The sequence below is a fragment of the Paenibacillus sp. PK3_47 genome (genome assembly GCF_023520895.1).
GTDB lineage: Bacteria > Bacillota > Bacilli > Paenibacillales > Paenibacillaceae > Paenibacillus_AQ.
The window spans coordinates 6,497,893-6,511,803 of sequence record NZ_CP026029.1; the positions used below are offsets into that span (position 1 = coordinate 6,497,893).

14 protein-coding genes are annotated in these 13,911 nt (G+C 50.1%); all 14 read right to left on the minus strand.

Annotated features, from left to right (window positions below; all coding sequences use genetic code 11):
* Positions 1–32: 32 nt before the first annotated feature.
* Entirely contained in the window at positions 33–839 is an 807-nt protein-coding gene (locus C2I18_RS28185) for an ABC transporter ATP-binding protein (RefSeq protein ID WP_249899000.1), read from the minus strand.
* 60 nt (positions 840–899) lie between these two features.
* Positions 900–1,934, minus strand: a complete 1,035-nt coding sequence (locus tag C2I18_RS28190) for a FecCD family ABC transporter permease (RefSeq protein WP_249899001.1) — start codon at positions 1,932–1,934, stop codon at positions 900–902.
* On the minus strand, positions 1,931–2,992 hold the full coding sequence (locus C2I18_RS28195; protein WP_249899002.1) for a FecCD family ABC transporter permease: 1,062 nt from the start codon (positions 2,990–2,992) through the stop codon (positions 1,931–1,933). The genes C2I18_RS28190 and C2I18_RS28195 overlap by 4 nt, the downstream gene beginning before the upstream one ends.
* A gap of 194 nt (positions 2,993–3,186) precedes the next feature.
* Complete coding sequence (locus C2I18_RS28200) at positions 3,187–4,218, minus strand: ABC transporter substrate-binding protein (protein ID WP_249899003.1); 1,032 nt, start codon at positions 4,216–4,218, stop codon at positions 3,187–3,189.
* A 329-nt stretch (positions 4,219–4,547) separates the two neighbouring features.
* On the minus strand, positions 4,548–4,979 hold the full coding sequence (locus tag C2I18_RS28205; RefSeq protein ID WP_249902277.1) for a disulfide oxidoreductase: 432 nt from the start codon (positions 4,977–4,979) through the stop codon (positions 4,548–4,550).
* Complete coding sequence (locus tag C2I18_RS28210) at positions 4,979–5,683, minus strand: DsbA family protein (protein WP_249899004.1); 705 nt, start codon at positions 5,681–5,683, stop codon at positions 4,979–4,981. The genes C2I18_RS28205 and C2I18_RS28210 overlap by 1 nt, the downstream gene beginning before the upstream one ends.
* 132 nt (positions 5,684–5,815) lie before the next feature.
* The gene (locus C2I18_RS28215) at positions 5,816–7,732 is read right to left on the minus strand and encodes an ATP-binding protein (RefSeq protein WP_249899005.1); all 1,917 of its coding nucleotides are present in this window, start codon (positions 7,730–7,732) and stop codon (positions 5,816–5,818) included.
* 176 nt (positions 7,733–7,908) lie between these two features.
* Entirely contained in the window at positions 7,909–9,225 is a 1,317-nt protein-coding gene (locus tag C2I18_RS28220) for a hemolysin family protein (protein ID WP_249899006.1), read from the minus strand.
* Between the two features lie 359 nt (positions 9,226–9,584).
* Complete coding sequence (gene gerQ / locus C2I18_RS28225; RefSeq protein WP_249899007.1) at positions 9,585–10,100, minus strand: spore coat protein GerQ; 516 nt, start codon at positions 10,098–10,100, stop codon at positions 9,585–9,587.
* Positions 10,101–10,172: 72 nt separating this feature from the next.
* Positions 10,173–10,595, minus strand: coding sequence for a cell wall hydrolase (locus C2I18_RS28230; protein ID WP_249899008.1), 423 nt, complete (start codon positions 10,593–10,595; stop codon positions 10,173–10,175).
* A 176-nt stretch (positions 10,596–10,771) separates the two neighbouring features.
* Entirely contained in the window at positions 10,772–11,527 is a 756-nt protein-coding gene (locus C2I18_RS28235) for an SDR family NAD(P)-dependent oxidoreductase (protein ID WP_249902278.1), read from the minus strand.
* A gap of 128 nt (positions 11,528–11,655) precedes the next feature.
* Positions 11,656–12,048, minus strand: coding sequence for a DUF2500 domain-containing protein (locus C2I18_RS28240; protein WP_249899009.1), 393 nt, complete (start codon positions 12,046–12,048; stop codon positions 11,656–11,658).
* Positions 12,049–12,214: 166 nt separating this feature from the next.
* Positions 12,215–12,391, minus strand: coding sequence for a hypothetical protein (locus C2I18_RS28245; protein WP_249899010.1), 177 nt, complete (start codon positions 12,389–12,391; stop codon positions 12,215–12,217).
* Positions 12,392–12,595: 204 nt separating this feature from the next.
* The gene (locus C2I18_RS28250; RefSeq protein ID WP_249899011.1) at positions 12,596–13,888 is read right to left on the minus strand and encodes a WD40/YVTN/BNR-like repeat-containing protein; all 1,293 of its coding nucleotides are present in this window, start codon (positions 13,886–13,888) and stop codon (positions 12,596–12,598) included.
* Positions 13,889–13,911 lie beyond the last annotated feature (23 nt).

Sequence of the window (13,911 nt, forward strand, 5' to 3'; positions counted from 1 at the left end):
CTAAGATGGTTCACCTATTCCTTCAATAATATCTACAGGCCAGCAGCTTTGTAGGCTGCAAGCTCATAAGGAAGGCAGAGCGGCACGCCTGTACGCGGATCCGGGACAATATCCGCTTCTATACCGAATACTTTACGGAGTACATCCGGAGTCATAACCTCTTGCGGAGCACCTTCGCTGATTACGGTACCGGATTTGATGGCCACCATATGCTGCGCATAACGGGAAGCATGATTCAAATCATGTACGACCATGATTATGGTCCGGCCTTCTTCTTCGTTCAGCTTCTGCAGTAGCTGCAGAACTTCCAGCTGGTGTGCCATATCCAGGAAGGTAGTAGGCTCGTCCAGGAACAGGATGTCTGTCTGCTGCGCCAGAGCCATGGCAATCCAGGCGCGCTGGCGCTGGCCGCCGGACAGGCGGTCAATCGGCCGGTCGTGAAACTCCTGCATGCCGGTTACATGAATAGCATTCGCGATAATGCTGCGGTCTTCAGGAGTCATGGTGCCAAAGCCCTTCTGATGCGGATAACGGCCGTAGCCAACCAGTTCCGATACAGTCAGACCGTCCGGCGCGGTAGGATTTTGCGGCAAAATAGCTAGCTGGCGCGCGACCTCCTTGGTCGACAGATTGTGAATCGACTTGCCGTCCAGCATGACACTGCCGCTCTTCGGCTTCATAATCCGGGCCATTGTCTTGAGGATGGTGGACTTGCCGGAACCGTTGGCGCCAACCAGCGCTGTGATCTTCCCTGTCGGAACAGTCAGGTTCAGACCCTTAACAATTGTAGCCTCCGCATACCCGATACTTAGCTGTTCCGTATTCAATCTTTCCGACATGATCTTCCACTCCTTGAAATTTGTTTGTTGTATGAAAGAGAATAAGCTCCTAAGATGCTGTCAGGCCTTCGATCTGGCCAATAAATATAAGAAATAAGGTGCACCGATCAGGGCTACGACAATACCGGTGGGGATTTCCGAAGGCTGAAGAATCCAGCGTCCGATTGTATCCGCAGTAAGCAGCAGCAATGCGCCTACCAGAGCGGAGGCCGGCAGCAGGATTTGATGCTTCGGCCCTACCAGCCTGCGGGCCAAATGCGGTGCGATCAGACCGACAAAACCAATGCCGCCGCTTACGGCTACGCAGGCGCCGGATAATGCAACTGCTGCAGCAAGCAGCATAAGACGCTGCTTCTCTACCGGTACCCCAAGCCCGGCTGAGGTCTGGTCACCCAGATTAAGCACATTCAGCACCCGGGATTTATAGAAGGCAAACGGGATCAGGATAGCTACCCATGGTAGCAGTGCAAGCACAAAGCGCCAGTCTCCGCCCCATATTTTACCGGCCAGCCAGATCGCCACAAACTGGAAGTTCTGCGGATCAAGCCGCAGCGAAAGAATCATTTGAAAGGCATATATCCCTGCCCCTACTGCGATACCGATCAGAATCAGCCTCGTAGGGGACAAACCGTCTTCGCGGCGGTAAGCGAGAACATAGATAAGGGCCGCAGTAAGTGTAGCCCCGAGCAGTGCAAGCAGCGGCAGTCCGAGAATCGTGCCTGCTGATGATGCCGGAACAAACGAAATGAAAATGATGACTGCAAACCCTGCGCCGGCATTAATCCCCAGTGTGGAAGGCTCGGCAAGCGCGTTACGTGACAAGCTTTGCAGGATACATCCCGAGACCGCAAATCCTGCACCGATGAGCAGAGAAATTACGATACGCGGCAGACGGAAATCGAAGAGAATCAGCTTCTGCTGCTGGGTCCCTTCGCCCAGCAGAGTATGTAAGACCTCACTTGGCGAGAGCCGCACAATTCCTGTATTCATACTGACGATGAACATGGCGACGATGAAAACGGCAAGCAATGATATTATAATGACTTCACGGGTACGCCGCTGCTTATCAGCGGGAAAGGCAAGAGATTTGCTCATGACAGCTCCCCCTTGCGTTTGCTCGCCAGATAGATGAAGAACGGAACCCCGATTACAGCAATTAATGCGCCAATAGGCGTCTCATACGGGGCGTTAATCATCCTTGCAGCAATATCTGCAAAAATAATCATTAAGCTTCCGAGAACTGCCGAGCAAGGGATAATCCAGCGGTAATCGACACCCACGAGATAACGTGTAATATGCGGAATGATCAGACCTACAAAGGCAATCGGTCCGACTGTGGACACAGCGGCTCCGGCCAGAATGACCACTATGAGCAGACCGGCAGTCTGTACAAACCGGGTCCGCTGGCCCAGGCCGGCTGCCACATCCCGTCCGAGACTAAGCAGTGTGATTGATCGCGAAAGCATCAAAGATGCTATCAAGGCTGCCAAGATCCACGGCGTCATGATTTTCAGCTGTGTCCAATTCGCCCCGCCGATTCCTCCCGCAATCCAGAAGGTGATCTCCTGTGACAGGTGGAAAAGGATGGCCACTCCCTGGCTTACTGCCAGCAGAAGAGCGCTGACCGCCGCTCCGGCAAGCGTCAGACGCAGCGGTGTCAGGCCGCTGCGGGACAGAGAGCCGATGCCGAAGACCAGGAGCGCCGCAACTGCAGCACCGACAAAGCAATACAGCATGATGGACAGGAAGGATGCCGTGGGTGCAAAAGCAAACGCTATGGCCAGTCCCGCGCTCGCGCCGGCATTCAGGCCCAGTAGGCCGGAATCAGCCAGCGGATTACGGGTCATGCCCTGCATAATCGCTCCCGCAACAGCAAAGCATGCGCCTACAAGGGCTCCTGCCAGCGCCCGGGGAATCCGCAATTCCCTGATAATCTGATGCTGCTGGATGTCCGGGTTGAAGCGGAATACCGCTTCCCATACCGTTCCCAGTCGAACATCCGCTGCGCCCACTGATACGGACAAGGCAATTCCGAAGACGATGGCAGCAAGGCCTGCAACCAGAATAATTACTGCAGCGGCAGGTCTGGATTTCAGCGTTTTCGCCCCTGCCGGATCTGTATTGTTAGATGTAGAATGTGTGGATACGACCATAAGTCTTCCCCTTAGTAACCAGATATTCAGCTATTTATTGATAACTAATATCACTCAAATGATATTGGATTTCATTCTCATTATCGCAAAAATATAAAATATGTACAACTTCTTTCCCGCTAATATGACTATGATGCGAGTCTAAAAAATAATGCAGGTTCCTGCATCCCGGGATACAAAAACCTGCACATGGTTTATTTTACAAGAGCGGCCACCGCATCATCGATTGTTTTGGAGTTTGCGTAAGCACCGGAATACAGCCAAGTGCTTTCACCACTAAGTTCGGTAACATTACCGGCCTTTACTGCCGGGATTCCTTTCCAGATCGGTCCGTTAAGAATATCCGATCCTTCAGCCTGATCGCTGTTCACCAGGAAGATGTAGTCTGCTGTCAGCTCGGCAAGCTTTTCAAGCGAGATCGGATTCCAGGGTGCTCTCGATTCAGCCGGAATTTCGGTCACCAGATTAGGGAGCTTAAGACCCAGATCCCCATATAACACTGCGCCGCTGCTGCGGGTCTCGTCGACAATAAAGAAATTTTTACCTACGAGCCAGACAATCGCTGCAGATTTTTCGCCAATGGCAGCACTGATCTTCGCTTTGGCATCTGCTGCTTTCTGATTATAGGCTTCAATTGCCGCTTCGGCTTCAGGCGTTTTGTTCAGAAGATCACCGATGGTGAGCAGTGTTTTACGCCAATCCTGGCTGATTTCGTCACCGAGCACATAAGTAGGCGCGATTTTGTTCAGCTGATCATACAGCCCGTTCTGGACAGTGCCCTCAGATTGTACAATGTGGAAGTCAGGAGCGAAGCTAGTCACCGCCTCGAGCGGAAGATCATAGGCGATCGTCGGAACATCTTTGAGTGCATCAGCCAGGTATTCCTGGGTACCGTTAGTCACGGACCACTGTGCTACCGGTGTCACGCCAAGTGTTACCAGATAATCTTCCAGATAAGAACCCAGCACGCGCTGCGGATTGGCTGGTACGGTTACCTTATGCCCCATAGCATCCGTTACGGTCTTCTCGGCAGCCGGTGCTGCTGTGGCTTCAGCTGTAGCCGCCGGAGCTGCAGTTGCTGCCGGAGACGCAGTCGCTCCCGATGCGTTGTTTGCTGTATTTCCGCTATTGTTATTGCCGCAGGCAGACAGAACCAGCGTCATTGCGATCACACCGGTCAACGCCAGCTTGGCGCCGCCTGATTTCTTTTTATACAAACCTGACATTTAATTACCCCTCCTGTATGTACTTGCATGATTGGCCAAAGGTGACATTCCCCTCTGCCTTCCTGATATAAATGATATTGATTCTCATTCTCTGTGTCAACCTAAAACTTAGTTTTGTATCCAAAAATGGAACATGATCTGACATTTTCTTTCACAAAACTCTTTATTTACTGTAAAACATCCCCACATTTATACTTTCTGATACCTAAAAAAACATCCGGATTGCTCCATTCCGGGACCGGGGAATAAAGAGATTTTTCAATCTCTATTCTCAAGTTGTCCCGTGTTATGTGAGCATTCCGGATGTTAATTGTGTCAAAACCTTCTTCTTATTCTGCGGCCTCATCCTTGCGTCCGAACCAGAGCAGAACCGTAATCAGGGCAAAGGCAATCAGCGCCAGAAAAGGAATGGTAATAAACCCGAGCAGGTTAATATAATCCTTGTTACAAGGCACGCCGACAGTGCATGGCAGCACTTTGCTGAGCGCAGGAATCTTCTGTTCTGCATAATGGTAAACCGAGATGCTTCCGCCGATTATGCTTAAAGGCAGTACATAAGGGATGATACGCTTATCTCCGCGGTATGTAGCTATTCCGAGCAGAAACAATTGCGGATACATGAAAATACGCTGGAACCAGCATAGCTTGCAGGGCTCATATTTCAGGACCTCGCTTAAGTAGAGGCTTCCGGCAACGGCAATGAGTGAAACAAACCAGGCCAGATAGAGACAGTGGCGCCGGCAAAAGGCAGAGAACTTCATCACTCGGCAGCCGCCGCTTCAGCAGCAGCTTGAACTTCTGCATCAATAGCATCCAGGTTAAACGGCTCTTCGACCTTCACGCCATTGACGAACAGGGTAGGTGTAGATGAAACCCCGCTGTCCTCGGCAAGCTGGATATCACGCTGCAGTTCGCTGAGATAAGTGCGCTCTTCAATGTCTTTGCGCAGAAGATCATAGTCAACCTCCAGCTTCTCGCTTTGTGCGAGTTCTACCAGGAAGTCTGCCGTCGCCCACTCCTTATTCTCATCGCCCTGATTAGCATAGAGGGCATCATAGAATTTCCAGAAAGCATCGTTATTCTGATGGTATATAGACAGTGCAGCTAGTGAGGCTGTTGTGGAATCCGGCCCGATAAAGGCCATATTCGCAAAGTATAATGCGGCCTTATCCTGCTCAATATACTGCTGGACAATCTGCGGCTTAATTCCAATACTGAAGCTTGCGCATGCCGGACATTTGAAATCTCCGAATTCAACGATTTTGACCGGAGCATTCTCGCTGCCGAGTCTTGGCATCTCGCTGTAATTGAATTCAGCTGCGGATGCACTGTCGTTGTCTCTTGAAGCAAGCATAAACAAACCGACAAAAATGATGGCTATGATGGCAATAGTACTGATAATCAGAATTCTCGTTTTCTTCTGCTGCTGCTCCTGCTCTGCCCTGCGTCTCTCCTGTTTGCTCATTTGGGGAACGGGGGGGCTTTTACGTTTGTTTTTGCTCAAAGAGATTTCCTTTCTGTCCTGAATGGACGCAAAATAGTAATGATATAATTAAAAATTATATAATTAAACTTCTCTCCTTGGCAAACCCCGTTTTTATACAGCTTTAGAATTCATACCTGTCACTGTCCCCTCCTCACAGCCCGTCCCCTGTTCAGACGGCAGCCCTAAAGACTGTAAGGAGATTCTGAATATGAACGCAGCCCCTCCTCCCGGCGGGGATTCTACCCAAATCTCACCTTCCATTAGCTCCACCAGTTTTTTGCAGATGGCCAGGCCTAGTCCGGTACCGGGATACTTGCGGTTATGGGAAGCATCCAGCTGGCTGAAGGGCTGGAACAGCAGCTGAAGCTTGTCAGGCGCAATACCGATTCCTGTATCCGTTACCCTGAACTGTACAGTTTGGATATCATCCTCTGCGCCGTCACCTTCAACCGTTACCCTGATCTCCCCGGCAGGCGTGAACTTGACGGCATTTCCGATCAGATTGACAAGGATTTGGCGTATGCGTGCACAGTCCCCGATTAACACCTCAGGAATGGCGGGCGAGACCTGGAGTGTGAACTTCAGCTCCTTATCACTTGCGATCACCTCGAACAGACTCATGCATTCCGCAAGCAGCCCCGGCAGCTCAAAAGGCTCCTTATACAGCTGCATGGCATCGGCTTCCAGCCGTGATATATCCAGAATATCATTAATCACATTAAGCAGTGCCTGGCTGCTGCTGCTCTGCAGCTGAAGCAGTTCGAGCTGCTCCTCATCCCCAATCTCTTCGGCAAGCAGCTGATTGATGCCGATAATGCCGTTGAGGGGAGTACGGATTTCGTAGCTCATCGTGGCCAGAAACTCACTTTTCATACGGACTGCGCTTTCGGCCTCTTCCTTGGCCAATATCAGCTGCTGCTGATACTCTGCAAGTGATGTTATGTCTTCAGAGACGATATAGACGGCAGTATGCTTCTCATTGGCCAGCGGAAACACTGTTGTACTGCAGATCAGCCTCCGTCCCTCTTTGGTTCTCAGGGTAAGCTCAAGCTTTGTGGATTCGCCTGCAGATGCCCGCTCCACTGCACCTCTAAGCGCTGATTCATCTTCTGTGGTGCAGAGCAGACTGCTGTAATCCAGCAGTTCTTCCATACTATATCCTATGGTCTCCCTGAGAGACGGATTGGCGCTGATTACTTTTTGGCTGACAGGATCAATACAAGCAACCATATCAGGACTGTACTCAAAGAGGGCCATGTAACGCTGCTCGTTGAATCTGGCTGAGAAAATTACCCGCTGCCGGTCCCTGTACAGAAGAACCACAACCAGCGCGGCAATAAGTACAAAATCTCCTCCCAGAATTACACCCAGCAGCGAGTCACTCAGCATAGGAATAATGCCGGTATAATCTCCGTTCTCTGCATTGACGAATGAAGCGCCTGACATCGCTGTGTAATGTGTTCCGGTTAAAGATGCGGTTAAAATCAGAACCAGAATAATTTTTTTGACCGAAAACATATTGTAAGGCTTCTGCAGCCATGCCGGACTATAGGATGCTGTTACAAAGGGAATGATCAGCGAAAACAGGATGGACCACACCACCGATGACAGACTCTGTTCATATACGGCCGAGAATCGCATCGCCATAACTCCGCTGTAATGCATAATCAGCATTCCGCCGCTGAATAATATCCCGCCAAACCCAAGATAAGCTCTGTTGCAGGTACGGGGATTATTATACATTCCAAACAGCATGTAGGAGGCGAGTACCGGAACCGCCAGGGAGAAAATCAGCAGCGGAAGATCGTAGGATACCGGGAACCCCACCCTCATCGCCATCATTCCGGTAAAATGCATGCTCCACATGCCTATCCCGAGCACACTGGAAGTCAAGATCAGATAGAGATATCCTTTGGGCCTGCGGATCATCCGATCTGTCAGGTCAACTGCGGTAAAACAGGATAAAAATGCTATAGCAACGGAAAAGAGAACCAAAAGAACATTATAGTGTTCCAGGTTAAGCTGCAAACGGTTTCTCTCCTCTCCTGGTCAAAGGTACATAATTAATCAACTTACACTATTTGTACCCGGCTAGAAACAGAGCTAATCGGATAGTTTGCTGTAAATAAATAGCTAATGGCTATCTCATAAAAAAAGAGGCAAGAACACGGATCTCTCCGCACTCTCGCCTCTTGCTCTGTTTTCTACGCTCCGGCTTCCGTTTCCAGAAATTGCAGCCGCAGCAGCTTGATCCGGGAGATCCGTTTGTTCTCCGTTTCTTCCACCACGAACAGATGGCCGTCAAACTCCACACTCTGTCCTTTTTGCGGCGGATTAACCTCAAGCTTGGAGTACAGCCACCCGCCTACAGTATCATAATCATCAGTATCCATATGAAGGCCGAGCATATCGTTGATTTCTTCGATAAGCATCAGTCCGTCAATGGAATACTCATCCTCCCCCAGCTTCTCGACGCCGGGGCGTTCCTCATCAAACTCATCCTGTATTTCGCCGACAATCTCCTCCATGATATCTTCAAGTGTAACCATGCCGGAGGTGCCGCCGTATTCATCAATCAGAATTGCAATTTGTGTCTTTGCCCGCTGCATCACTTTCAGGAGATCACTGATCTGAATCGACTCGGGAACCGTAAGTATCGGACGGATCAGCTCATTGGTTCTCGGCGCACGCTCCCGGATCAGATCTTTGATATGGATGAAGCCCAAGATATGATCCTTATCGCCGTCGCAAACAGGATAACGCGTCCGCATACCGTCGAATGCAACTTCCAGGTTCTCTTCAGGCGACAGATGGCTGTTCAGACAGATCATTTCCGTCCGCGGAATCATAATCTCTCTGGCCATCGTATCCGCAAATTCAAAGATGTTATCCACCAGAGTCATTTCATCATTGTCGATCAATCCGCTCTTGTTGCTCTCCTGCATGATAATGCGGATCTCTTCCTCTGTATGTGCTGTGGCAAGCTCTGAAGCCGGTGCCAGACGGAAGATGCGCAGCAGCCCGCCTGCCAGGCCGTTAACCACCCAGATAAATGGATACATGACCCGGTAGAACACAATCATAGCGCCGGAGGTCAGCAAAAGCACCGTTTCTGCTTTGTTCACCGCCATCGTCTTGGGAGCAAGCTCGCCAAGTACTATATGAAGAACAGTAATAAACAGAAATGCAATGATCAGAGAAACCACATGCGTGGAAGTCTCTCCAAGGCCAAGGCTTGTAAACAGCGGGCCCACCAGTGTTGCAACTACAGGTTCACCCAGCCAGCCCAGTGCAAGCGAGGCAAGTGTAATCCCCAGCTGGCAGGCAGAGAGAAATCCGTCGAGATTGCCGATTACACTCTTGGCTGTCAGAGCCCGCTTGCTGCCTTCCTCAATCAGTGCGTCGATGCGTCCGCTGCGCACCTTGACCATCGCGTATTCCACCGAAACAAAAAAACCATTCAACAACACAAGCAAAATAATAAGACCTACATGAAATATACCGGGTAAAGGGTCACTCAAATTTAACTCCCGCCTGCCTCATTATGTCCAGAGGCAAGAGGGTCCACCTCCTTCGTTCATTAAAAATGTCTGCGAGTGGCGCAGTAACCGTTCCTTTCTCTAACAACTTCCCAATGGTCTCAGCTCCTGACTCGTCACGTATAAGAATCTATACTTGAATATATACTTATTATCTTAATGCGATTTGCCCGCACATTCAACTTTGTTTGGCGGATAGGCTGCAGGGTATACGTGGCATATTTTTATTATGTATATTCGCATGCTTCTGCTCTAATCGTAAATTATTTATGATTTTTATGTGGATTTCCTAAAAAATACAGGCCTCCCGTAATACTGCGGGAGGCCTTAATGTATTTATTTTAGCGGCAGCTGCGGGTTGTCGGAGGGTTACCGATAACACCGGGGTACTGGTAAGCAAGCGGCTCATCAAATGTGGCGTAATCGAAATAAATCATCAGCAAAACTGTTCTCTGCCCGGTGGTTGGATCACTGATGATGATATGATCCCGGCCGGCAGCCTCAAGTACGCCTTTGTATACTTTCGCATTCCATTCTTTGTTGTTCTCGTATGTGTAGTAGAAGGTCCCGACTTTACCCAGATTAAGACGGAATATATTCTCGATGTAGGACTGCTCAAATACAGGTGCTGTTGTAGGTGTTACTACTCCAGCCGGTGTCATCGGAGCACCGCTTGAAACCTGGGGCGGCACAGTGCCCATACCGGCAGTCTGGGGTACCTGCCCCATCTGTCCCATTTGTCCCATCTGTCCCATCTGCCCCATGCTCATGGGATTCATTGGAGCCATGGTGCTCATTCCGTTAGAAGTGGAGCTGCCGATCATGTAAGTCACGGGACGGTAAGGTTGTGTAATCATTGAATTAATCCTCCTAAAGTTTGGTATGCACAATTATCAATACATTGTCTGCAGAAATGGAGCTTAAGTGATTCAGAATACGTTCGGACAATCCTCGCCTGACGGAGTGAAGAAGCAATGGGCTTTGTAGCGCCCGGTATTCTGCTGGTTATACCAGGTGGCCGGGCAGGAGCCTTCAGGCCTGAAGAACCATAATGCATTAGAGGCGGGCCATCTTCTCTCACCGCCAATGACTCTCCGGGCCAGACGGATATCCTTGTCTCTTGCCCGTTGATAGAAGTATCCTTTTTGCGGCGCTTCGAACCCTCCAGGACTCTGGAAAATCATATCATTGACACTGCGGATGTTCTTGAAGTCCAGGCAATTGCCGAGAATCCGGTTGACGCCGACATTGCCGACCATCAGCATGCCGGGTTCCCCGTCCTCCTCGGCTTCCGCTCTCATCAGGCGTGCAAGCAGCCTTTCATCTTCCGAGTTCGCTTTGATGACGGCCAAGCTTTCTCCTCCTTATCTGCTTCGTTGCAGTTTGCACGGTTGGCCGGGATTCCGGTTTTTGCGCAAACCCGCTTTGCAAGCATCCTCTTTTCTTAACTGCTCGCTGTATTGTATGTGCATCCGCCCAAGAGGTGACAGTCCACGCCTATTTATATTCCTGCTGCTTCACAGATGGCTTACGGCTCGTAAATCATTTTGCGCGTCATCCCGCCGTCAATGATCAGCTGTGCCCCGGTAACAAAGTCATTCTCCGGTGCTGTAAGATACAGGCAGGCGCGGGCAATATCCTCCGGCTTGCCGACTCTCCCTGAAGGATGCTGGGTATGGTCAACTTCGCGCAGCTCTTCGTATTCACCGGTTTCTATCCATCCGGGACAGATACAATTGACGGTGATACCGTCTCCTCCAAGCGTCACCGCCATGGCATGGGTAAGGGCTGATATGGCTCCCTTGGATGCCGCATAGGCTTCTGTATCCGGCTCTGACATTACTGCGCGGGTAGAAGACATATTTACAACGGCCCCTCCTCGAGGGTTGTTGCGCATGATCTTGGCGGCTTCCCGGGTCGCCAGAAATACACTCCGTGCATTTGTATTCAGCACCTTGTCCCATTCTTCTGCGGACAGTTCATAGAAAGAGCTGCTGTGCGGATTGGCTATCCCGGCATTGTTGATCAGAATATCGATCGTACCGTATTCTTTGACCGTATGCTCAACCATTGCAGTGATCTGTTCCTCGCTGCTGACATCACAGGAGATGAATTTCGCGTTCCCGCCCGCTTTCCTGATTTCTGCTTCTGTCTCCTGCCCCTTAGCCCCATTCACTTCAGCAATGACTACATTCGCACCTTCCGCCGCATAAGCCGCAGCAACCGCCCGGCCTATTCCGTGCCCTGCCCCGGTAACAATCACTGTTTTATGCAAATATTTCATCATTACCTCACTCCTTGATCGTTAATTGAACAATATAAATATCCCCTTGTTCCCTGGAACGGAAACAAAGGGATTGTACCGGAAGCCTTGTTATATTGTAAATAATGAAGACATTCTGCGGCTGGAACTTATTTGGCAGTAGAATAATGAGGAAGCCGCTGAAATCCGCGGTATCTGGTACCCTGATAGGTTAACACTCCGCGGTCACCTTCGGCACTCATGCCAAATTCGCTCCCTTCGACCTTGAACTCTGTACGTAAGCCAGTCTCGTCTTCAAAGGTCAGATAATAAGTTGTACTGGTCCGGCTGGAGGTATCCTCCTGGGCCTGCTGCCTTACCTCGCTCCGTTTGCTGACAATACGGGCGGGAACAGTCTGCAGGGGCGCTTTATTATTCCGGCTCCACTGAAGCAGGCCCCTGCCTGCAGAAACCGCAACGATGCCTATCATCAAGGCGAGAAAGATCGGTATCACTGTGCCGGTCAGATCAAACATCCAAGAAGAATCCGGGCCTACTCCCATCACTCATTCCCCCTTATTCCGTATGAATCAAGCTTTTCATCAGACCAGATAAGCTTCTGTACATGTATATGCTTTTTGGCACGCCGGACATACCAAAAAGACCGCCACGCTCTCAACCTGCGAGAACATTAGCGGTCTTTCTTCTCTTGCATATCGCCCTGCTATATTAAGCATGTACGAGGTCCAGAAATTGTCTGGTTTCGTTCTCTTCCACCGGCAGCATTCCATTCTCAGCCCAGCATGCTCTGCATTGTTCTTCGGTTTCACACAGGTGGGCATCATCACAGTTATAGCATAATTGCAGCAGGTTTCTAGTCATATAATCCGTTTCAAAAGTTGTCATTGTAATCTCTCCTATTCGGGATGAAAGTTTGTGAAAAAATGAACTTGTTTTCTATGTGTTAAATATATCACAAGCTCTTTCTTTTGTCATGTGATTTTTTTCACATTTTTTTTAAAAAATTTTAAATAAGATGATTTCTATTGATTTCAGCTGATTTCTGCAAAAAAGAGGCCGCACAAGGCAGCCTCTTCTTCACATTTGAATCTACATTACCCTCCAGCTTACGCCCCCGTTCGTGGTCCCCAGAAGGATGGAGCGGCGGTCTTCTTCCTTCTGAATCAGCAGCCAGCCGACCTCGCTGGAGACGAACTGCAGCTTCACGATCTCCGGATATTCCAGCAGCTTGGACTGCAGAACACTGCTGGCCGGCAGTGCAGTCCAGGTTCGTCCTTCATCAGACGTTTTGTAAATGGTACCGCCTTTGATGCTCCAGCCCAGCTGCGTGTTCAGGAATGCGGGGGCAAAATAACGGTTAATTCCGCCCTGCGCTCCAAGAGTGAAAGGTACAAACTCCCAGGATGCTCCACCGTTGCTGGTAAAATAGCCGTTGTAAGCTACACTGCTCCCGCTATCCTTTTGACAGGCGACAGGCAGCCAGCCCGCTGTACTTCTGTCACCGAAAAATTCAGGCTCGCCCGTAATCACCCGGTCACAGCCCCTCCACTGTTCGTTGACCAGGAACTCCGGACCCTGGCTCCAGGTCGCTCCGCTATCATTAGTCACATATATTTTGGGAAGCGCACCGGTCTGCAATGTGACAAAGCCATGGGCTGTATCTCTGAAAATCATTCCGGTGGTCACGCCAGCCATAGGTATCGCATGGTTTGGCAGATTCGGATTATACTGCTCATTCTGCATCACCATATTCCAGGTGGCCCCGCCGTCAACCGTCGCATACAGCGCTTTGCTCTCCTTGGTGGAATTGGCATCCCAGGAGGTCATCAGCCAGCCGTGTTCACGGGTTTTAAAGTAAATAGAAGAGATCGAATTTTCATCAGGAAAAGAAGAAACCTTCCAGCTGTGCCCTCCGTCCGACGTCCGCAGCACAATCGTTTCTGCCGTTCCGGAAGCATTCCGGATGATCCAGCCATGGCTGGGATCAATGAAGAAGATTTCTTGTCCATAAACAGGATTAGACAGAAACTGTACATTTACCGGAGGTGAGATATTCGCCCAGGTTTTGCCGTTATCCTTGGTGATATACATGCGCAGTTCATTTTTGGTGACACCCCAGGCCAATCCCACAGCTTCATTTAGGAGTCTGAAATCGGTAAGCCGGGTCTGGATCTGATATTTAGGTGCATCTTCCGAAACTACATTTTTGGCATCAGGTGTAATTAGAGTGATCGTCTGCCCTTCTTCCGGCGCTTCCGTCGGCTGCGGGGGCTGGGAAGGCTCAGGAGCCGGAGAAGAAGAGCAAGCCGTAATTATGAATAAGGCCAGAATGAACATCCATACCATTCCTGTAACCTTTAGACCAGACGGATTGTAAGACACTTCCCTCTCTCCTCTTCTTCAAG

Coding starts and splice junctions, on each gene's coding strand:
- C2I18_RS28245 (WP_249899010.1), bottom strand. CDS start 12,391: ATGACAACTTTTGAAACGGATTATATGACTAGAAACCTGCTGCAATTA.
- C2I18_RS28200 (WP_249899003.1), bottom strand. CDS start 4,218: ATGTCAGGTTTGTATAAAAAGAAATCAGGCGGCGCCAAGCTGGCGTTG.
- C2I18_RS28240 (WP_249899009.1), bottom strand. CDS start 12,048: ATGGGAGTAGGCCCGGATTCTTCTTGGATGTTTGATCTGACCGGCACA.
- C2I18_RS28185 (WP_249899000.1), bottom strand. CDS start 839: ATGTCGGAAAGATTGAATACGGAACAGCTAAGTATCGGGTATGCGGAG.
- gerQ (WP_249899007.1), bottom strand. CDS start 10,100: ATGATTACACAACCTTACCGTCCCGTGACTTACATGATCGGCAGCTCC.
- C2I18_RS28210 (WP_249899004.1), bottom strand. CDS start 5,683: ATGAGCAAACAGGAGAGACGCAGGGCAGAGCAGGAGCAGCAGCAGAAG.
- C2I18_RS28205 (WP_249902277.1), bottom strand. CDS start 4,979: ATGAAGTTCTCTGCCTTTTGCCGGCGCCACTGTCTCTATCTGGCCTGG.
- C2I18_RS28195 (WP_249899002.1), bottom strand. CDS start 2,992: ATGGTCGTATCCACACATTCTACATCTAACAATACAGATCCGGCAGGG.
- C2I18_RS28190 (WP_249899001.1), bottom strand. CDS start 1,934: ATGAGCAAATCTCTTGCCTTTCCCGCTGATAAGCAGCGGCGTACCCGT.
- C2I18_RS28235 (WP_249902278.1), bottom strand. CDS start 11,527: ATGAAATATTTGCATAAAACAGTGATTGTTACCGGGGCAGGGCACGGA.